Here is a 19,605-nt window from a genome sequence, read left to right as displayed (position 1 = left end):
GAGCGTTGCAGGGCGCGGAAGATCATCGCGAAGCGCTCGGACGGGTCGGAGGGCATGAAAGGCGCGTTCGAGATCATGACCGCACATAAACCATGTGGGGTGGGGGGTGAGAAAGAGAAAAAGTCAGGGAAGGGAAAGCGAGCGCTTCTTTTTTGTAAAAAAGAAGCAAAAAACTTTTGGTTGTTTTGGGTGGGGTTGGTTGGTCCAGGCAGGATGATCGGCACAGCACATTCATTTCGGGCTTACAGCGGTGCCGCGTGCTGCCTTTGCGCCGCTGAAGTCATTACCGAACTTGCGACGATTAAACATCGCACAGATCGGTACGACCATCTTGCGATCATCCAGCGTCATCCCCAAAAAACGACACATCCGCTTGGATTGACTTGGGTAGATCAATTTCGAGCAATCCACAGTTTAGATATAGGAGACCAAAATGTCTTATCTTGCGAATCGTGATGAATCCCTTTTGGTTTATGTCGATGGACTGCAAAATGCCCATGCGATGGAGACTCAAGCCATCGAGTTACTGAGCCGACAGGTAGAGCGACTCGAGCATTATCCGGACATGGAAGCCCGCATGCGCCAACATATCGCGGAATCGGAGGCGCAGCGCGCCCGGTTGGAAGACGTTCTGCGGTCGCATTCGGAGGGGGCAAAATCCGGCACATCGACGATCAAAGATGCGATCCTGGGTCTGGGTGGCAACATTGCAGCGGCAATTCATGCACCGGCAACGGACGAAGTGCTTAAAAACACACTCGCCAACTTTGCATTCGAGCATTTCGAGATCGCCGCCTACAAAACATTGATCACGATGGCCGACGCGCTGGGTGACCCCCATGGCAAAGCGGCCGCTGAGGCCTGCCTTGCGGAAGAAGAAGCGATGGCAGAATGGATCGACCAGCATATTGCGCAGACCACGCTTATTTTCCTCAACCGGACCGATGCCGGGATTGTCGCCAGTCATTGATCAGCCGTAACAGACCGAGCCAGGCGACTATGCGCTTGATGATTTGCACCGTCCGGCGTCCGAGCGCCGGCTGGACCATGGCCTCGTCAATCGCCGCTTGCCATTGGTTTCACTGATGATTGATCGATCACAACTTGCTTGAATTATCCAACAGTTTTGCAGTCCGGTACGGAATGCGGTGCCATTGGATCGGTGGGTATCGAGGGATACCCACCCTGATCTCGCCATGGTGCCGTTAAATTGGTTTATATCAGGTGATACCCACCTTACTCTGGCTGCCATCGTCATACGGCAAGAGCGCGGACAGCGGATGGCCTGAAGGAACCAGCAACGATTTGCGGTTGGATCACGTTCATCCATCATGACAAATTTAATATTGTTGTAATATAGCAACAAAAAAAACTGGCGGGCTGATCACGCTACTTTTCATCTTATACCAACTTGCGTATCCAATGACGGTTGATTGGTTAGTTCGGCAAGGTAAGGAAGCCCTTCTTTTTTAAAAAAAAGAAACAAAAAACTTTTTTCAATTTGGGGTGCGGGCGTTTTCACCGGCAATGGCCCAGACGATCAAAGTTTTTTTTGCTTCTTTTTTGTTCACAAAAAAGAAGGCTCTTCCTGCCGCAAAACCACCGAACCGGTCATCGGATCAGCGAGCTGGTATTATCGAGTCGACTGCCATCGGGAACGGAACCGTTTTCTGGACACGCTTGTGCGGCCACGGAGACGGGTGCGTGCGTCATCGTCATTGGCTCAGCGGGAGTTTGAAGCTAAAACGCGTGAATGAAGAACGCTATTACTGGACGCTTGATCATTCGCGCGCCGCGACCCACTGACCTCGCCGCGTTTCTGGAGTATCGCAATCATCCGAGCATCGTCGAAGGCGGGGCGATCGAGCCGATGGGCACGGAGGACGCGCGTGAGTTGCTTGCGAAACAGGCTGATTTCGATCCGACCGGTGCAGGTGGATGGTTCATGCGGGCGATCGAGCATCGACAGCAATGCAGGATGATCGGTGAAGTTGGCGTTTTCCTGTCTCCCAAGACGAGCCACGGCGATATCGGCTGGATTGTGCATCCGGACTACCATCGGATGGGTATCGCGACAGAAGCCGTTGGGGCGTTTGTCAGCTCTGTCTTTCGAGAGCTGAAGTTACATCGGCTGACCGCCGCCTGTGAACAGCGTAACATAGCCTCGTGGCGACTCATGGAGCGCATTGGCATGCGTCGCGAAGGGATTTTCCGGCAGAGTCGGCAGGATGCCGCCGGCTGGCAGGACGAGTTCCTTTATGCGCTCCTGCAAGCCGAGTGGCTTCACAATGGTTTGTATTCGTAACGTATAAACGAGTCTGGTGCGCGCCGGCGGGGGTTGGGTCGATGCGCGTGGCGGTGCATCATAGCGATGCCACATCGGGAGACCAGCATGTCGATGATCGACGAAACCCTATTGTCTGCCAGCGCGCACCAGGTGCTGCGTGAGGCGATCGAGCCGCGCCTGCCGGGCCTGTACCGCGGCAAGGTGCGCGATAATTATGATCTGCCGGATGGGCGGCGCATTCTGGTGACGTCGGACCGATTGTCGGCGTTCGATCGCGTGCTGTGCTGCATTCCGTTCAAGGGGCAGGTGTTGAACGGTGTTGCCCGCTGGGCGTTTGAGCAGACGGCCGATCTCTGCCCGAACCATGTGCTGGATTATCCCGACCCGAACATTGTGGTGGGCCGGCGACTTGCGATTCTGCCGGTTGAGATTGTGGTGCGCGGCTATCTGGCGGGCACCACCAGCACCTCGATCCTGACGATGTATCGGGCGGGGCGGCGGCAGATGTATGGCCAGGTGCTGCAAGACGGCCTGGCCGATTATCAGGTGCTGGAGCGGCCGATCATTACCCCCACCAGCAAGGCGGACGACGGCGCGCATGATGCGCCGCTGACCGCCGACGAGATCCTTACGCGCGGGCTGCTGAGCGAAGCGCAATGGCGGAAGATCAGCGAAACCGCGCTCGCGCTGTTCGCCCGGGGGCAGGCGCTGGCCGCGGCGCGCGGGTTGATCCTTGCCGATACGAAATATGAATTCGGCATCGATGCCGGCGGGAGCATCTGCCTTGCCGATGAGATCCACACCCCTGATTCCAGCCGGTACTGGCGGGCGGATACCTATCGGGAGCGCGTGGCCGCCGGCAAGGCGCCGGACAGCTTCGATAAGGACGTGATCCGCGCCTGGGTGGCGGCGCAATGTGATCCGTATGCGGATGATATTCCGGAGATCCCGCCGGCGCTGATCTGGAAGACCGCGCTGACCTATGTGGAGGCGTATGAGCGGATTACCGGGCGCGTGTTCGAGCCGCCGCCGCCGGCGCCGCCGGTGCATGAGCGGGTGATCGCGGCGCTTGGGGGGTTCCATGGGTGATGAGGTGGCTGGAGCGCGGTGATTTGGGATGATGGCGGACAGATATTCGTGACTGTCGCGATTTAGAGGCCGAACTGGGTCGCGATCTGATGCACCAGGGTGTCTTCGGTCGTTGAGCGATCAACCTCGATGGTTGGGAGGCTTGCCGTTTGGGTCTGCTGCCTGAGGTGATCCGTGAACAGCGCGTCGCGTAGCAGCAGGTTTTGCAGCGCGCGCTCCGGGTTGCTGGTTTTGCCGGCGATGTGCCACAGCGTGCCGCGACTTTTGAATGCGGCGTGGCGGAATTCCGGCGTGGGGAGCAGCCAGACGCTTTGGTTGCTGCTGTAGAGCAGGGGTTTCACGAGCGCGGGTAGCAACCGGAAGCCTTCGACCACCACGCGGCGATCGGGTGGGAGGGCCATGAGATCCTCGACGATCCGGCCGAAGCACTCACCCCGAAAAAAATGGAAGGTTTCGAGCATGACGTTCGGCGAGCGGTTGAGCCATCGCTCGTCCATGCTCATGGCTTCGAAGGCGCAACTGAACGGACGGTCGGCGGATGGGGTGCGGTGAGCATGGTCACGCATGGTTTCATCCGAGGCGTAGAGGTGCAGGCCGTAGTGTGCGGCGAGGCGGCGCGCGACCGTCGATTTGCCGCTGCCGCTGCCGCCGCCGATCCAATAGACGTGACGCAATGTTTCGCTTGACGAGTCCATACGAGACAGTATCGGCAAATGCTGCGGTTTTCCATGATTGTTGATTTCTGCGTGGATATGGCATGCTATTCGGTGTTTTGTTAACGTGCGGAGATGAATGAATTCGCCGATCGGGTGATCGATCTTTATGAGCGCCATGCGCGTGATTGGGATGCTGATCGCAATCGATCGGATGATCATCCGTGGATCGATCGGCCGTGGCATGAGCGGTTTGTGGCGGCGTTGCCGGGGGGTGGGGCGCGCGTGCTGGATTTGGGGTGCGGGTCGAGGATGCCGGTTGGGCGATATCTGGCCGAGAGCGGATTGCTGGTGACCAGGGTGGATGCTTCGCCGACGCTGATTTCGTTGTGAGCGTCTGCCGGCGCATGAATGGATGGTCGGTGAGATTGGGTTTGAGGTGATTGCTCACGCGGTCGAGGATTGGGAAAACGGCGGCGGGCGCACGGTATGGCTCGCGCGGAGGCAGGGCGAGTGATCGTGAAACAGCCCATGCCCCAGAGTCAAAAAGTTTTTTGCTTCTTTTTTCCAAAAAAGAAGTGCTTGCTTAACCTCGCGCCCCGACCCGCCGATCCTTGCGCGACGGCAAGTCGCTCGCCATAACCGGGTCATGGATATTCTCGACAGTTTGCGGTCTGCCTGGGTTCCGCCGCATCGGGCGGGGTTGCCGTTCATTATCGGCGGCGTCGTGATTTTTGTGGTTGGTTTGATGGTGGCGGGGTGGCTCGCGTGGATCGGGCTGGCGTTTGCGTTGTTCTGCCTGTTTTTCTTTCGTGATCCGGCGCGGGTTATGCCGGCGCGGCCGGATGCGGTGGTGGCGCCGGCGGATGGGCGGGTGGTGATCGTGGATCAGGCGGTGCCGCCGGCGGAGCTTGGTTTGCCGCCGGTTGCGATGCCGCGGGTGGCGATTTTTCTTTCGGTGCTGGATGTTCATGTCAATCGGGTGCCGATGGCGGGCATGGTGACGCGGATTGCGTATCGGCATGGCACGTTCGCCAATGCGGCGGCGAAGGAATCGGAGCTCAATGAGCGCAATGCCATTGCCATCCGGCTTGATAGCGGCGCGGAGATTGCGGTGGTGCAGATTGCCGGGCTGATCGCGCGGCGGATTTTGTGCGATATTCATGAGGGCGACCGGGTGGCGACGGGGGCGCGGTTCGGGATTATCCGGTTCGGCAGCCGGACCGATTTGTATTTGCCGCCGGGCAGCGTGCCGCTGGTTGCGGTGGGTCAGCGCATGGTGGGCGGCGAGACCGTGATTGCGGCGCTGGGCACGACGCTGGTGTTATGAGCGAGGCGCTCAAGCCCCGCCGCTTCGTGCTGCCGCGCCGCCGCCCGCCGCGCCGGCCGCGGCTGCGCGGGCTGAGCTTCAACCGCATGTTGCCGAATTTGCTGACGCTGGTGGGGCTGTGCGTGGGGTTTACCGCGATCCGGTTTGCGCTCGATGGGCGGTTCGGGGCGGCGGTGATCGCGATTGCGGTGGCGGGCGCGATCGACGGGCTCGATGGGCGGTTGGCGCGGCTGTTGAAGGCGACCTCGCGGTTTGGGGCGGAGTTCGACAGTCTTTCGGATTTTCTGTGTTTCGGGGTGGCGCCTTCGCTCGTGCTGTTCCTGTGGTCGCTCGATCAATGGGGGGCGTTTGGGTATCTGCCGTCGCTGATGTTCACCGCGAGCATGGCGCTGCGGCTGGCGCGGTTCAATGCCGCACTCGATGAGTTGCCGCATGCGGATGACGGGCACCTGCCCGCGTTTCGGTTCGCGCAGAATTTTTTCACCGGCGTGCCTGCGCCAGCGGGTGCGGCGCTTAGTCTGTTGCCGATTTATCTTGGGCTTGAGGCGGCCGAACATAATATCGCCTGGCTGGCGGATGTGGCGCGCGCGCCGGCGCTGAGTGCGATCGTGCTGGTGGGCACCGCACTGCTGTGCGTCTCCACCCTGCCCGTCTGGAGCTTCAAAAACTTCAAGGTGCCGCCCAGCTTCGTGCTGTGGCTGCTGCTGGGGGTCGTGGTGTTCGCCGCCATCATGCTCGCCGACCCGTGGCTCGCGCTCGCGCTGCTGGCCGCTGCGTATCTGGCGATGCTGCCGTTCAGCCGACGTAGCTTCAAACACCTCCAAGCCGAAGCCGAAGCCCGACTGCAACCCGAGACCGAGTGATCCCCAGGGCTGGGGGTGTGGCGGGTGAAGTGAGGAAGGCCAGGGGCTCTGCCCCTGGACCCCGTTAAAGGCGGAGCCTTTAAAATCCATTAGTTTTAGGCAAGGGGAGGGCTGTCGAGGCCAGATCGACGGAACCTGCGAGACAGCGCCCTCCCCTTGCCTAAAACTAGCGGGTTCTAAGGGCCTCGCCCTTAGTGGGGGTCGAGGGGGCAAAGCCCCTCGTCTTCCTTACTTCAAGCGCCACATTCCAGCGCAGGGATCATTCGGTATGGAGGTTGGGTTGCTGCGGTTTTTGGGGTTGGTTGCGGTGGTGGTGGGGTTATCGGCTTGTGCGATGCCGCGGCCGGGTGGGTTTTATCGTCGGGTTGATGTTTCGGGGGCGCGGCCGGGGCAGGTTTTGCGGGCGCGGCCGTTTGGGGCGGCGCCTGTGGGGGCGACGGCGACGTTGGTGGTTTATGCTTCGACGGGGGTGGGTGGGGCGATCGTGCCGGTTTCGGGGGTGATTTATGTGCCACGCGGGCCGGCGCCGCCGGGCGGGCGGGATGTGATTGCCTGGGCGCATCCGACGACGGGGGTTGCGGCGGGGTGTGCGCCTTCGTTGGGCAACAGGGTGTTCGACAGTCTTGATGAGGGGGCGAGCATTCCGGGGTTGCGGCGTTTTTTACGCGCGGGCGATATTGTGACGGCGACGGATTATGAGGGGTTGGGGGTGGCTGGTGTGCATCCGTATTTGATCGGGGATGCGGAGGCGGCGGATCTGATCGACAGTGTGCGGGCGGCGCGGGCGTTGCCGGGGGCGGATGCGAGCCGGAATTATGGCGTGTGGGGGCATTCGCAGGGGGCGCAGGCGGCGTTGTTTGCCGGGCAGGATGCGGCGGCGTATGCGCCGGAGCTTCATTTGGTCGGGGTTGCGGCGGCGGCACCGCCAACGGATTTGGGGGCGGAGTTGCGCAAGCCGAGTTCGAACAGCGGGCGGGTGCTGGTGGCGTATGTGTATGCCACGTGGTCGCGCTGGTATCATGTGCCGATGACGAGCGTGGTGGCGCCGGCGGCGGTGGCGCTGGTGCGGCGGGCGGCGGATCGGTGCATCAATTCGGTCGGGCAGTATGTGCTGGCGCAGCGTGCGGGGGCGGCGCTGAAGCGGGTGTTTCTGGCGCATGATCCGATGGTGACGCGGCCATGGCCGCGCTTGTTTCATGAGAATTCACCGGGTTATGCGCCGGAAGGGGCGCCGGTGTTGCTGACGCAGGGGACGGCGGATGACACGGTGTATCCGCGGTATACCGATGCGTTCGATCGGCGCGCGTGTGCGATGGGGGACCGGGTGGATTATCTGAAGCTGAAGGGGGTTGGCCATGTGTTCGCGGGGTATCGGTCCGCGAAGCTGGTGGCGGCGTGGTTCGCGGGGCGGTTTGCCGGGGCGGCGGCGCCGGATACGTGCCCGCGTTCGGTGGTGGTTAAAGACTGACGAGCCAGTCGCGCCAGTCTTGCGTGTCGAAGATGGTGACCGGGCCGGCGCCGTGGCGGATCAGGGCGGCCATGGTTTCGGCGGGCGGGACGGGTAGATCGCCGATCGGGTTGAGGACGACCATGGCGATCGGGATGTTGCGGGCGCGGAGCGCTTCGATGGTGCAGAGGGTGTGGCTGATGGCGCCGAGGTAGCCGCCGGCGACGATGATGGCGGGCAGGCCGAGTTCCGCCATCCAGTCGCGCACGGTGTGACGGTCATCGAGCGGGACCATGGCGCCGCCGACGCCTTCGATCAGGAGGGGGGCGGCGGATTGCGACATTTCCGTGCGGCAGAAAGCGAGCAGGGCGTCGAACGGGATGGTTTTGCCCGCACGGGCGGCGGCCATGTCGGGCGAGAGCGGATCGGGGAAGCGCCAGGGGCTGATTTTCGCGACCACGGCATCGCTGGTCATTTGCCCCATGGCGGCGAGCAGCGTGCCGGCATCGCTGGCGGCGGAGCGGGCCGGTTGGTAGCCGCTGGCGACCGGTTTGAGCGCCCAGGCCTTGATGCCCTGGCCGCGCCAATGGCGCAGCATGGCGGCGGCGATGTGGGTTTTGCCGATGTCGGTGCCGGTGCCGGTGATAAATAACTGGGTCATGCTGCGATCATGATGGAGGTGCGGACGTGGTTGGCCAGACGTTCGATATCGGCTTCGTGGTGGCCGGCGGTGAAGGCGAAGCGGAGGCGGGCGGTGCCGTCCGGCACGGTGGGCGGCCTGATCGCGGTGACGAGGAACCCTGCGGCGGCGAGGCTGGCCTGGGCGGCGAGGGCGGTTTCGGCCGCACCGAGGATGAGCGGCACGATCGGGCTTTGGGCGGCGGGCAGGCCGAGAGCATCGGTGAAGTGGCGGGCGTGGCGGAGCGGGCGGGCGCAGAGATCGGGGTCGGTCGCGATCAGGTCGAGCGATGCGATCGCCGCCGCGACCACGCCGGGCGGCAGGCCGGTGGTGTAGATGAAGCTGCGCGCGCGGTTGCGGATCAGGTCGCAGACCGCAGCGGAGGCGCAGAGATAGCCGCCGTAGCCGCCGACCGCTTTCGAGAGCGTGCCCATCTGGAGGGGAACTGCGGTGCCGTGCGCCGTGCCGCGGCCGGCGTTGAGCACGCCGATGCCGTGGGCGTCATCGGTCATCAGCCAGGCGCCGTGGGTGGACGCGATTGTGGCGAGCGCCGCGATCGGGGCGCGGTCGCCATCCATCGAGAAGACGCCGTCGGTTGCGATGATGGCGTGGCGCCATGGGTGCGCGGCGAGCAGATGGGTCAGATGGGCGACATCGTTATGGGGGAACGGCAGCACGGCGGCGCCGGAGAGTTTGGCGCCGGCCCAGATGCAGGCGTGGGCCAGTTCGTCGATGAACACGGCATCGCCCGCGCCGACCAGGGCCGGGATGATGCCGATGTTGGCGAGGTAGCCCGAGCCGAACACGACGGCATCCGCCGTGGTTTTGAGGTCGGCCAGGCGGCGTTCGAGCGTGCGGTAGAGCGGGTGATCGCCGGTAACCAGGCGCGAGGCGCCGGCGCCGACGCCGTAGCGCTGCGTGGCGGCGACCGAGGCGGCGATGACAGCGGGGTGCTGGGACAGGTTGAGATAGTCGTTGCAGGAAAACGAGATCAGGCGCTGCCCGTCACGCAGGGCGATGGCGTTGGGGCAGCGGGTGATCGGGTTGATGCGCCGGCGGAGGGATGCGGCGTCGAGCGATGCGAGTTTGGTGGTGGCGAACTGGTCCAGGGTGGTGGTCATGGGTTTTGGACTCGAAGGGAAGGCACAGCAAGCACTTCTTTTTTTGTAAAAAAAGAAGCAAAAAAACTTCTGGTCGTAGGGGCGTTGCGCGGGAAAACGCCCGTGCCCCCGATTTTAAAAGTTTTTTGCTTCTTTTTTTCAAAAAAGAAGCCCTCCCCTACCCTTCCCTGACTCACGCTTAAAACCCTTCCCGTCATCCCCGCCCCGGTTTATCACCAATTCCGGCCATAGCGGCAATTCGGAGAGATCGATGTCCCTGACGCTCGAACCATCAACCACCCAACCGGCCACGCCATCCGCCACGCGCGCGCGGATCGCGGCGTTGCTCGCCTTGCCGCTGCCTGAACTGATGTTTCAGGCGCAGAGCGTGCATCGGCAGCATTTCGACCCGACCGAGGTGCAGATTTCCACGCTGCTCTCGATCAAGACCGGCGGCTGCCCGGAGGATTGCGGCTATTGCCCGCAGTCGGCCGGTTTCGATGCTGGGGTGCCAGCCTCGAAGCTGATGGAGCTGGAGCCGGTGCTCGAAGCGGCGAAGCGCGCGCGCGATGCCGGTGCGCAGCGGTTCTGCATGGGGGCGGCCTGGCGGTCGCCGAAGGATCATGATCTGGACCGGGTCGCCGCAATGGTGGCCGGGGTGAAGGCGCTGGGGATGGAAACCTGCGTCACGCTGGGGATGCTGCGGCCGGATCAGGCGGAGCGGCTGAAAACCGCCGGGCTCGATTATTACAACCATAATCTGGATACCTCGCCCGAGTTTTACGGCCGCATCATCACCACGCGGGTCTATCAGGACCGGCTGGATACGCTGGCCGCGGTGCGGGATGCCGGGATCAATGTGTGTTGCGGCGGGATCATCGGCATGGGCGAGGACCTGAATGATCGCGCCGGGCTGCTGGCGGCGCTGGCGGATCTGGACCCGTATCCGGAATCGGTGCCGATCAATGCGCTGGTTGCGGTGAAGGGGACCGCTTTGGGCGAGACGGCGCCGATCGATCCGATCGAGTTCGTGCGCACCATCGCGGCCGCGCGGATCGCGATGCCGAAATCCTACGTGCGGCTCTCGGCCGGGCGGGAGCAGCTTTCCGACGAGGCGCAGGCGCTGTGCTTTCTGGCGGGTGCGAATTCGATTTTTTATGGCGACACGCTGCTGACCACCAGCAACCCGGCGGTGGCGCGGGATAACGCGTTGTTTGCGAAACTGGGCATGAACCGGCAAGCCTGAAGCATGGATGTCACCGATCCCGACTGGCTGACCACCGGGTGGAACCACGTCTGGCTGCCGTATGCCCAGATGCGGACGGCACCGCTGCCGATGCCGGTGGTGCGGACCAGCGGCAGCGAGATCCAGCTTGCGGATGGGCGCATCCTGATCGATGGCATCGCGTCCTGGTGGACCGCCTGCCACGGCTATAACCATCCGCACATCCGCGCGGCGGTGGCGGCCCAGCTTGAGGCGATGCCGCATGTGATGTTCGGCGGGCTGGCGCATGAGCCGGCCTATCGGCTTGCCGCGCGGCTGGCGGGGTTGCTGCCGGACGGGTTGAACCGGGTGTTTTTCACCGATTCCGGTTCGGTCGCGGTCGAGGTTGCGATGAAGATCGCGGTGCAGGCGCGGCTCAATCGTGGCGCGCGCAACCGCACCAAATTCGTTGCGTTTCATGGCGGCTATCATGGCGATACGTTTGCGACCATGGCGATCTGCGATCCCGAGGAAGGGATGCACGCGCTGTTTGCCGGGATGCTGGCCGAGCAGGTGATCGCGCCGCTGCCGCGAGATGCGGCGTCGCGCGCGGCGTTCGACCTGATTGTCGAGGCGCACGCGGGGATTCTGGCCGGGATCATCGTCGAGCCGCTGGTGCAGGGGGCCGGCGGCATGGTGTTCAACGATGCCGCGACGCTGCGCCATTTGCGGGCGACCGCCGATCATTACGGGCTGACCTTGATATTCGATGAGATTTTCACCGGGTTCGGGCGGACCGGGACGATGTTCGCCTGGCAGCAGGCGGGGGTGGTGCCCGATATCATCACGCTGTCGAAGGCGCTGACCGGCGGGACCTCGCCGCTGGCGGCGACGATCGTGGCCGATGCGCTATTCGATGCGTTTTTATCGGACAATCCTGGCCATGCGCTGATGCACGGCCCCACTTTCATGGCCAATCCGCTCGGTTGTGCCGCCGCCAATGCCTCGCTCGACCTGTTCGAGACCGAACCGAGGCTGGCGCAGGCCGCCGCGATCGAGGCGGCGCTGCGCACCGGGCTCGCGCCGTGCCGGGCGCTGCCCGGGGTGGTCGATGTGCGGGTGATGGGCGCGATCGGCGTGGTGCAGCTTGAGCGGATCGATGATCCGGCGGCCTTGCGCGCCGCGTTCATCCGGCAGGGTGTCTGGGTGCGGCCGTTCCGGGACATTATTTATCTGACGCCGGCGCTGACGATCGAGCCGGGTCGGTTAAGTGATCTGTGTCAGGCGGTGGTGAACGTCGTGAATTCAACCACCGCCATTAAAACCGGCACAGCCCCAAATTCATAAAAGTTTTTTGGTTCTTTTTTTCAAAAAAGAACCCTTGCTTTCTCACCGCCCCCGATCACAACGCCGCCTCGGCGAAAATGCGGCTGACATCGCCGTGCCAGGCACCGAGGTAGCGGCCCAGCCAGTATTCCGCCTGGGTGGGTTCGCCTTCGGTGATGGCTTGCAGGGGGGCGAGGTAGATGCGTTCGTCCTCGCCGGCCGCGTTGAATTGCGCGCGCGCCCGCAGGCCTTCGGCGGCGATGGCGACGGCATCGCGCCCGAGATCGCGCAGCGTGCCTTTGCCGAGTTTGATGTCGAGGCCGGCGCGCGGCACCTCGTTGCGCAGCGTGATGAGCGTGTCGTAGTCGATGTCGCGGATCAGTTCGCAGGCGGCTTCGAGGGCGGCATCGTCGTAGAACAGGCCGGCCCAGAAGGCCGGCTGGGCCAGCAGCATGGCGGGGTTGCCGGTGTCCGCACCGCGGGTTTCGATGAAGCGCTTGAGCCGGACATCGGGGAATGCGGTGGTCGCGTGATCGGCGAAATCGCCGATCGTGGGGGTCTGGCCTTCGAATCCGGCGAGCCGGCCCGCCATGAAATCGCGGAAGGAGCGGCCGGAGACGTCGATATAGCGCCCGTCGCGGTAGACGAAATACATCGGCACATCGAGCAGATAGTCGGCATAGCGCTCGAAGCCGAAGCCGTCCTCGAACACCGCGCGGGGAATGCCGGAGCGTGCGTTGTCGGTATCGAGCCAGGTGTAGGCGCGGTTCGACAGCATGCCATCGGGCTTGCCTTCGCGGAACGGGCCGTTGGCGAACAGGGCAGTGGCGAGCGGTTGGAGGGCGTAGCCGACCCGCATTTTGCGGACCATGTCGGCTTCGGAGGCGAAATCGAGATTGGCCTGCACCGTGCAGGTGCGCAGCATCATGTCGAACCCGCGGGTGCCGACGCGGGGCATGTAGGCGCGCATGATGGCGTAGCGGCCTTTCGGCATCCAGTCGAAATCGGCGCGGGTGCCGGTCGGGTGAAAGCCGAGCGGTGCGAAGCCGAGGCCGAGTTTCGGTGCGACGCGGTGGATGCGCGCGATATGCGCATCGATCTCGGCCTTGGTTTCGTGCAGCGAGGCGACGATGCCGCCGGACAGCTCGAACTGGCCACCCGGTTCCAGCGAGATCGAGAAATTCTGTCCGGTCAGGCCGATCGGATTGCCGCGATCGAGGATGGGTGTCAGGCCTTCATCGGCGCCGATCATGTCGAGCAATTCGCGGATGCCGCCCTCGTAGCGGGGCGGGTGCTGGCCGTTCAGGGTGAAGCCGAAACTTTCGTGTTCGGTGCCGATCCGAAATTCGGATGCGGGTTTGCAGCCGGCCGCGAACCAGGCGGCAAGCTGGCTGGTTTGGGTAATTGCCGTCGCGTCGGCCTCTCCGGGGTTAGACAAGCACGTCTCCTGATCTCAACTCTGCACGATCTCAACCCTGATCCGGTGCGGCGAGCAGGCGCGCAAGTCCGGCAATGGCGGCGGTCTCGGCGCGCAGAATGCGCGGCCCGAGCGAAACCAGCGTAACAAACCCATGCCGGACCATGCCGTCAAGTTCCGCCGGTGCAAACCCGCCTTCGGGGCCGACCAGCAGGGCGTGGGGTTGCAAATGCGGGATCGCGACCAGAGGTGGGGCGGTGCTGCGTTCGGCGGCGACGAACAGGCGGCGATCGGGCGGGAAATCGGCGAGGAATTGCGCGAGGTCGCGCGGTTCGTGCACCGGCGGCACGTGCAGGCGCTCGCATTGCTCGGCCGCTTCGGTGGCGATGGCGGTGAGCCGCTCGTGATTGATGCGCGCGGTCTGGCTGTGGGCGGTGAACACCGGGTAGATGGCGGCGACGCCGAGTTCGGTGGCTTTTTCGATGATCAGATCGGTCGCGTCGCGCTTGACCGGGGCGAAGGCGAGCCAGCAATCGGGCTCCGGCGCGGGGGCGCGGGTTTGTGCGCCGAGTGCCACATCGGCGCCGTGGCGGCCGATCCGCTCGATCACGCCATCGAACTCGCCATCCGCGCCGTTGAAGAGGCGGAGGGTATCGCCGGCGCGCCGGCGCATCACCGTGCCGAGGTAGTGCGCCTGGGCCGGGTTTGTGCCAATCACCGCACCGGTTGCCAGTTTCAGCGGAACATGAAGGCGGATGATCGAAGCCATGCCGAACGCTTTACCAGCAGATCAGGGATTTACCGATATCCGCCCGACGGGCTGGATCGCGCGGTTGCCCGTCAGGCTGCGGCCGTTTGCGCTGCTGGCCCGGCTGGATCGGCCGATCGGCATCTGGCTGCTGTTTCTGCCGGGGCTGTGGAGCATTCTGCTCGCCGGCGCGGGGGTGTGGTTCAGCCTGTATCTGATTGTGCTGTTCGGGATCGGGGCGGCGGTGATGCGCGCAGCCGGGTGCACGGTGAATGATTTATGGGACCGCAAGCTGGATCGTCTGGTAGCGCGGACGGCGGGGCGGCCGCTCGCCTCCGGCGCGCTTTCGGTGCCGCAGGCGCTGGGGTTTCTGGTGGGGCTGCTGGTGGCGGGGCTGGTTATTCTGTTGCTGCTCGATCGGACGGCGCAAATTCTCGGTGTGGTGTCGCTGGTGCTCGTGGCGCTGTATCCGGCTGCCAAGCGCGTGACGTTCTGGCCGCAGATGATGCTGGGCTTCACCTTCGGGTGGGGCGCGCCGATGGGCTATGCGGCGGCGCACGGCAGTCTCGACTGGCCGGTGCTGCCGCTCTACGCCGCGACAATTTTGTGGATTCTGGGGTATGACACGATTTACGCGCATCAGGATCGCGAGGATGATGCGATGGCCGGGATCAAATCGACCGCGTTGAAATTCGGCGCTGACACGCGGCGGTTTTTGATTGTCTGCTATGGTGGGGCGATCGGTTTGTTGCTGGTTGCGTTCATCATCGCGGGGTTGCGCCCGCTCGGCATCGTTGCGCTGGCGGCGCCGGCGGCGCTGCTGGCCTGGCAGATCGTGCGGCTCGATATCGATGATCCGGTGCGCTGCCTTGCTCTGTTCAAGTTGAACCGCGATGTCGGCCTGCTGGTGGCGCTTGCCGTTTTGCTCGGGCGATGACCGATCCGGAGGATTTCATCCGCCGCTCGACCTGCCTTGCGGCGCCGGAGCTGATCCCGGAAATCAGGCTGCATCTGGCGACCGAGATTACGCCGATCTGGCAGGCGACCGAGACGTTTCTGGCGGAAACCGGCATCGCGCCGCCGTATTGGGCGTTTGCGTGGCCGGGCTCGATCGCGCTGGCGCGGCATTGCCTCGATCATCCCGAGCTGGTGCACGGCAAGCGGGTGATCGATTTCGCCGCCGGGTCCGGGCTGGCGGGGATTGCCGCGTGGATGGCGGGGGCGGCCGCGGTGACCGCGATCGAGATCGACCCGATGGCGGGGGCGGCGATGGCGCTGAACGCGCGGGCGAACGGGGCGGATATTGCCGTTGAAATCGGCGATGCGACCGGGTCGGTGCGGGATGCCGATGTGATGATGTGCGGCGATATTTGCTACGAAGCCCCGATGACGCGGCATATCTGGCCCTGGCTGCGCGCATGTGCGGCGCGTGGTGAGGTCTGGATCGCCGATCCGGGCCGCGCCTATGTGCCGCGCGAGGGTCTGGCGGCATTCGCCCGCTATGAGATTGCTACGACGGCGGAACTGGAAAGCCGGACGATGCGCGAGACAATTTTATATCGCATCACGTGATGTGCGGGTGTCGGAAGTTTTCTACGGCTGTTTTTCCAAAAAGAAACGCTTTCTTAACGGTGCCCTGCGACATTGACGTGCGGTTGACCCTCACCACCTCGGGCAGTAAGCAAGTGCAGCATTTCGATATGTTTTTTCAACAATCGACAACGAATGGTGATCGTCGTGCCAGATGTGCGTGAGGCCCTGATGCAGGGCCGCAATACCGCCGGAACCCTCGTCCAGCGACCGTTATCGCCGCATTTGCAGGTCTATAAGCCGCAGATTTCCTCGGCCTTGTCGATTTTCCATCGGATTACCGGTGTGGCTCTGTCGCTCGGGGCGGTGCTGCTGTCGCTTTGGCTGGCGGCGGCCGCGACCTCGCCGGGTGCGTTCGCGCTTGCACAATCGCTGCTCGATTCGATTGTCGGCATGCTGATCCTGTTCGGCTTCACGCTCGCGCTTTTCTATCATTTCTGTAACGGCGTCCGGCATTTGCTGTGGGATGCCGGCTATGGGTTCGACCTGCCGACGATGCACCGGACTGGCTATGCGGTTCTGGTTGCGAGTGCGGGGTTGACGGTGGTGTTCTGGATCATCGGGCTGGTGATCCTGTGAGCGCGCCGCGATCCGATCAGGCGATCAAGATCATGCGCTCGCCGCTCGGGCGGGCGCGCGGCATGGGTTCGGCGAAATCCGGCCTGGGGCATTGGTGGGCGCAGCGGCTGACCGCGATGGCGCTGTTGCCGCTGTCGCTGTATTTCGTGCTGTCGGTGTTTCTGCTCGAAGGGGCGGATCAGGCGGCGATGCTGCGCTATATGGCGGAACCCTGGAACGGCGTGCTGTTCATCGCGCTGATTGCAGCCCTGTTCTATCATTTGCAGCTGGGTTTGCAGGTCGTGATCGAGGACTACATCCATAGTGAGGCCAGACGCCTCACCGCCGTGCTGGCGATGCGCGCAGCCGTGACGTTGTTCGGCCTGCTCGCGCTGGTCTCGGTGCTGAAACTGATTTTCTGATCCTGCAGGGTAAAGAACCATGAATGCCATGTCGAAGCCTTCGCTCGGCGCCTACACCATCATCGACCATACGTATGACGTGCTGGTGGTCGGTGCCGGCGGGTCCGGTCTGCGCGCCACCCTCGGCATGGGCCAGGCCGGGCTGAAAACCGCGTGCATCACCAAGGTGTTCCCAACGCGCAGCCATACCGTGGCGGCGCAGGGCGGCATTGGTGCCGCGCTGGGCAACATGGAGCCGGACGATTGGCGCTGGCACATGTATGACACCGTCAAGGGCTCGGACTGGCTGGGCGATCAGGACGCGATCGAATACATGTGCCGCGAGGCGATTCCCGCGATTTACGAGCTTGAGCATTTCGGTGTGCCGTTCAGCCGCACCGAGGATGGCAAGATCTACCAACGCCCGTTCGGCGGGCATATGAAAGAATTCGGGGCGGCACCGGTGCCGCGCGCCTGCGCTGCCGCCGACCGCACGGGGCATGCGATTCTGCACACGCTGTATCAGCAGAGCCTGAAGCAGGATGTGGAATTCTTTGTCGAGTATTTTGCGACCGACCTGATCATGGACGACGAGGGTGCATGCCGCGGCGTGATGGCCTGGTGCCTGGAGGACGGCACGATCCACCGGTTCCGTGCACAGTTGGTGGTGCTGGCGACCGGTGGTTATGGCCGCGCCTATCTGTCGTGCACCTCGGCCCACACCTGCACCGGTGATGGCGGTGGCATGGCGTTGCGCGCCGGGCTTTCGATGCAGGACATGGAGTTCGTGCAGTTCCACCCGACCGGTATTTTCCCGGCCGGCTGCCTGATCACCGAGGGTGCCCGCGGGGAAGGCGGCTATCTGACCAATGCCGAGGGCGAGCGGTTCATGGAGCGCTATGCGCCGACGGCGAAGGACCTTGCCTCGCGCGATGTGGTTTCGCGCTCGATGACGATCGAGATCATGGAAGGGCGCGGCTGCGGGCCGAACAAGGATCATATCCTGCTGCATCTCGAAGGGTTGAAACCCGAGCAGTTGCACGAGCGGCTGCCTGGGATTTCGGAGACCGCGCGGGTGTTTGCCGGTGTCGATGTGACAAAGGCGCCGATTCCGGTGCTGCCGACCGTGCATTATAATATGGGTGGGATTCCGACCAATTTCCGCGCTGAAGTGCTGCGGCCGACTGCTAGCGATCCTGATGCGGTGGTGCCTGGGCTGATGGCGGTGGGCGAGGCTGCGTGCGTTTCGGTGCATGGCGCCAACCGGCTTGGCACCAATTCGCTGCTCGACCTGGTGGTGTTCGGCCGAGCGGCGGCGCATCAGGCGGCGAAGATCATCACCCCCGGTGCGTCGCAGGCCAATCTGCCGCCGCGTGCGGGTGAAGCTTCGCTCGACCGGCTTGATGCGACGCGTCACGCCAAGGGCGGCACCAATGTGGCGGCGCTGCGCGACAATATGCAGCGCACCATGCAGAACCACGCCGCGGTGTTCCGCAATTCGAAGACGCTCAAAGAGGGTGTCGATAAAATGTCGACCATCTGGCACGGCATGAAGGACATCACGGTCAATGATCGCGGCATGATCTGGAATTCGGACCTGATGGAAGCGCTCGAGCTGCATAATCTGATGGGCAACGCGATCACCACCATGGTCTCGGCGGAGGCGCGGCACGAAAGCCGTGGTGCCCATGCGCATGATGATTATTCCGAGCGTGACGATGCGGAGTGGATGAAGCACAGCCTGGCGCATTGCACGCCGGATGGTGCGGTTTCGCTCGATTACCGGCCGGTGCGGATGCAGACCATGACCAACGATGTCTCGGTGTTTCCGCCCAAGAAGCGCGTTTACTGATCAGAGGTTCCGAACCATGGCCGAACTGACCCTTCCGAAGAACAGCCGCGTCACCGCCGGTACCACCCACAAGGCGGCGCCCGGGGCGACGCGCGTCAAAAACTTTCAGGTCTATCGCTGGAACCCGGATGATGCCGGCAATCCGCATACCGACACCTATGAAATCGATCTCGATCAGTGCGGGCCGATGGTGCTGGATGCGCTGATCAAGATCAAGAACGAGATCGACCCGACGCTGACGTTCCGCCGCTCCTGCCGTGAAGGTATTTGCGGTTCGTGCGCGATGAATATCGACGGCACCAATACGCTCGCGTGCCTCAAGCCGATCGATGAGGTGAAGGCCGACGTAAAGATCAACCCGCTGCCGCATATGGCCGTGGTCAAGGATCTGGTGCCCGACCTGACGCAGGCTTATGCGCAATATCGCTCGATCGAGCCGTGGTTGCAGTCCGAGACCCCTGCCCCGCCGGATGGTGAGCGGCTTCAGAGCATCGAGGAACGCGCGGATATCGATGGGTTGTGGGAGTGCATTCTGTGCTTCTGCTGTACGACGTCGTGCCCGTCCTACTGGTGGAATGGCGATCGCTATCTTGGGCCGGCGGTGCTGATGGCGGCTTATCGGTGGATTGCGGATTCGCGGGATGAGAACACCGGTAAACGACTGGATGCGCTGGAAGATCCGTTCAAGCTCTATCGGTGCCATACGATCATGAATTGCACGCAGACGTGCCCGAAGGGACTCAATCCTGCGAAGGCGATTGGGAAGATCAAGCAGTTGATGGTGGAGCGGCAGGGGTAAGGGAAGGCTTCTTTTTTGTAAAAAAGAAGCAAAAAACTTTTTGACTCCGGGGCACGGGCGGTTTCACCGGCACGGACTCAAATTAACAAAGTTTTTTTTGCTTCTTTTTTGTTCACAAAAAAGAAGTGCTCCCCTTGTCTTTTTGTGCTTTTCGTTTTGATATCGTAATGAAATGGACGTGCGAAATCATGGCCCCTTCCGCCAGAGTTTTTTGACGTTGAAGGAGGGGATGAAGGGTTGGTGCCAGGGTGGCACGGGCGGT

21 protein-coding genes are annotated in these 19,605 nt (G+C 63.1%); 15 read left to right on the top strand and 6 right to left on the bottom strand.

Annotation, left to right across the window (positions count from 1 at the left end; translation table 11 throughout):
• The coding region (locus tag BW994_RS19835; protein WP_217696419.1) for a hypothetical protein at positions 1 to 224 on the bottom strand (224 nt) is incomplete at its 3' end.
• A 209-nt stretch (positions 225 to 433) separates the two neighbouring features.
• On the opposite strand from BW994_RS19835, the gene BW994_RS00360 reads away from it, so the two are divergent.
• The 3 genes from BW994_RS00360 (at position 434) to BW994_RS00350 (ending at position 3,376) form a co-directional block, all read left to right on the top strand.
• A complete protein-coding gene (locus tag BW994_RS00360) occupies positions 434 to 970 on the top strand; it encodes a DUF892 family protein (protein WP_029314240.1) in 537 nt (178 codons plus the stop codon).
• 783 nt (positions 971 to 1,753) lie between these two features.
• Positions 1,754 to 2,305 (top strand): GNAT family N-acetyltransferase, encoded by a 552-nt coding sequence (locus tag BW994_RS00355; protein ID WP_035231773.1) that lies wholly within the window; start codon positions 1,754 to 1,756, stop codon positions 2,303 to 2,305.
• Between the two features lie 87 nt (positions 2,306 to 2,392).
• Entirely contained in the window at positions 2,393 to 3,376 is a 984-nt protein-coding gene (locus BW994_RS00350; protein WP_456303713.1) for a phosphoribosylaminoimidazolesuccinocarboxamide synthase, read from the top strand.
• Positions 3,377 to 3,438: 62 nt separating this feature from the next.
• Here BW994_RS00350 and BW994_RS00345 read toward each other — a convergent pair whose 3' ends face one another.
• Positions 3,439 to 4,071, bottom strand: a complete 633-nt coding sequence (locus BW994_RS00345; protein ID WP_029314245.1) for a hypothetical protein — start codon at positions 4,069 to 4,071, stop codon at positions 3,439 to 3,441.
• A gap of 93 nt (positions 4,072 to 4,164) precedes the next feature.
• Here BW994_RS00345 and BW994_RS00340 point away from each other — a divergent pair, with 93 nt between their 5' ends.
• The 4 genes from BW994_RS00340 to BW994_RS00325 all read left to right on the top strand — a co-directional run bounded on the left by BW994_RS00340 (position 4,165) and on the right by BW994_RS00325 (position 7,690).
• Positions 4,165 to 4,422, top strand: coding sequence for a class I SAM-dependent methyltransferase (locus BW994_RS00340; RefSeq protein ID WP_029314246.1), 258 nt, complete (start codon positions 4,165 to 4,167; stop codon positions 4,420 to 4,422).
• A gap of 256 nt (positions 4,423 to 4,678) precedes the next feature.
• Complete coding sequence (locus tag BW994_RS00335) at positions 4,679 to 5,359, top strand: phosphatidylserine decarboxylase (RefSeq protein WP_029314247.1); 681 nt, start codon at positions 4,679 to 4,681, stop codon at positions 5,357 to 5,359.
• Positions 5,356 to 6,222: a CDP-alcohol phosphatidyltransferase family protein gene (locus BW994_RS00330; RefSeq protein ID WP_029314248.1), complete on the top strand. Its 867-nt coding sequence runs from the start codon at positions 5,356 to 5,358 to the stop codon at positions 6,220 to 6,222. Before BW994_RS00335 ends, BW994_RS00330 begins: the two co-directional genes overlap by 4 nt.
• A gap of 280 nt (positions 6,223 to 6,502) precedes the next feature.
• A complete protein-coding gene (locus tag BW994_RS00325; RefSeq protein ID WP_162176826.1) occupies positions 6,503 to 7,690 on the top strand; it encodes an alpha/beta hydrolase in 1,188 nt (395 codons plus the stop codon).
• On the opposite strand, the gene bioD is transcribed toward BW994_RS00325, so the two are convergent.
• Together bioD and BW994_RS00315 are read right to left on the bottom strand one after the other, a co-directional pair.
• A complete protein-coding gene (gene bioD / locus BW994_RS00320) occupies positions 7,680 to 8,330 on the bottom strand; it encodes a dethiobiotin synthase (protein WP_029313885.1) in 651 nt (216 codons plus the stop codon). The two genes, BW994_RS00325 and bioD, sit on opposite strands and share 11 nt — an antisense overlap.
• A complete protein-coding gene (locus BW994_RS00315) occupies positions 8,327 to 9,469 on the bottom strand; it encodes an aminotransferase class I/II-fold pyridoxal phosphate-dependent enzyme (RefSeq protein WP_029313886.1) in 1,143 nt (380 codons plus the stop codon). Before BW994_RS00315 ends, bioD begins: the two co-directional genes overlap by 4 nt.
• Positions 9,470 to 9,719: 250 nt before the next feature.
• Between BW994_RS00315 and bioB the strand changes: the two genes are divergently transcribed.
• Together bioB and BW994_RS00305 are read left to right on the top strand one after the other, a co-directional pair.
• Entirely contained in the window at positions 9,720 to 10,694 is a 975-nt protein-coding gene (gene bioB / locus BW994_RS00310; RefSeq protein WP_076454284.1) for a biotin synthase BioB, read from the top strand.
• Positions 10,695 to 10,697: 3 nt separating this feature from the next.
• Positions 10,698 to 11,999 (top strand): adenosylmethionine--8-amino-7-oxononanoate transaminase, encoded by a 1,302-nt coding sequence (locus tag BW994_RS00305; RefSeq protein ID WP_051657631.1) that lies wholly within the window; start codon positions 10,698 to 10,700, stop codon positions 11,997 to 11,999.
• A 55-nt stretch (positions 12,000 to 12,054) separates the two neighbouring features.
• On the opposite strand, the gene BW994_RS00300 is transcribed toward BW994_RS00305, so the two are convergent.
• Complete coding sequence (locus tag BW994_RS00300) at positions 12,055 to 13,416, bottom strand: glutamate--cysteine ligase (RefSeq protein WP_029313890.1); 1,362 nt, start codon at positions 13,414 to 13,416, stop codon at positions 12,055 to 12,057.
• Positions 13,417 to 13,447: 31 nt separating this feature from the next.
• Complete coding sequence (locus tag BW994_RS00295; RefSeq protein ID WP_029313891.1) at positions 13,448 to 14,164, bottom strand: 16S rRNA (uracil(1498)-N(3))-methyltransferase; 717 nt, start codon at positions 14,162 to 14,164, stop codon at positions 13,448 to 13,450.
• On the opposite strand from BW994_RS00295, the gene ubiA reads away from it, so the two are divergent.
• From ubiA to BW994_RS00265, 6 genes are all read left to right on the top strand, one after another.
• Positions 14,163 to 15,080 (top strand): 4-hydroxybenzoate octaprenyltransferase, encoded by a 918-nt coding sequence (gene ubiA / locus BW994_RS00290; protein WP_029313892.1) that lies wholly within the window; start codon positions 14,163 to 14,165, stop codon positions 15,078 to 15,080. The two genes, BW994_RS00295 and ubiA, sit on opposite strands and share 2 nt — an antisense overlap.
• Entirely contained in the window at positions 15,077 to 15,715 is a 639-nt protein-coding gene (locus BW994_RS00285) for a class I SAM-dependent methyltransferase (RefSeq protein ID WP_029313894.1), read from the top strand. Before ubiA ends, BW994_RS00285 begins: the two co-directional genes overlap by 4 nt.
• A gap of 153 nt (positions 15,716 to 15,868) precedes the next feature.
• Positions 15,869 to 16,312, top strand: a complete 444-nt coding sequence (gene sdhC / locus BW994_RS00280) for a succinate dehydrogenase, cytochrome b556 subunit (protein WP_029313895.1) — start codon at positions 15,869 to 15,871, stop codon at positions 16,310 to 16,312.
• Positions 16,313 to 16,344: 32 nt separating this feature from the next.
• The gene (gene sdhD, locus BW994_RS00275; protein WP_029313897.1) at positions 16,345 to 16,713 is read left to right on the top strand and encodes a succinate dehydrogenase, hydrophobic membrane anchor protein; all 369 of its coding nucleotides are present in this window, start codon (positions 16,345 to 16,347) and stop codon (positions 16,711 to 16,713) included.
• A 19-nt stretch (positions 16,714 to 16,732) separates the two neighbouring features.
• On the top strand, positions 16,733 to 18,544 hold the full coding sequence (gene sdhA / locus BW994_RS00270) for a succinate dehydrogenase flavoprotein subunit (RefSeq protein ID WP_029313898.1): 1,812 nt from the start codon (positions 16,733 to 16,735) through the stop codon (positions 18,542 to 18,544).
• A 16-nt stretch (positions 18,545 to 18,560) separates the two neighbouring features.
• Positions 18,561 to 19,343 carry a succinate dehydrogenase iron-sulfur subunit gene (locus tag BW994_RS00265; protein WP_029313900.1) on the top strand — a complete coding sequence of 261 codons (783 nt, stop codon included), beginning with the start codon at positions 18,561 to 18,563 and terminating at the stop codon, positions 19,341 to 19,343.
• Positions 19,344 to 19,605: the final 262 nt, after the last annotated feature.

The sequence above is a fragment of the Acidiphilium rubrum genome, assembly GCF_900156265.1.
Lineage (GTDB): Bacteria > Pseudomonadota > Alphaproteobacteria > Acetobacterales > Acetobacteraceae > Acidiphilium > Acidiphilium rubrum.
The sequence above is the reverse complement of the archived record's forward strand: the minus strand, read 5'-3'. Positions and strand labels throughout refer to the sequence as shown.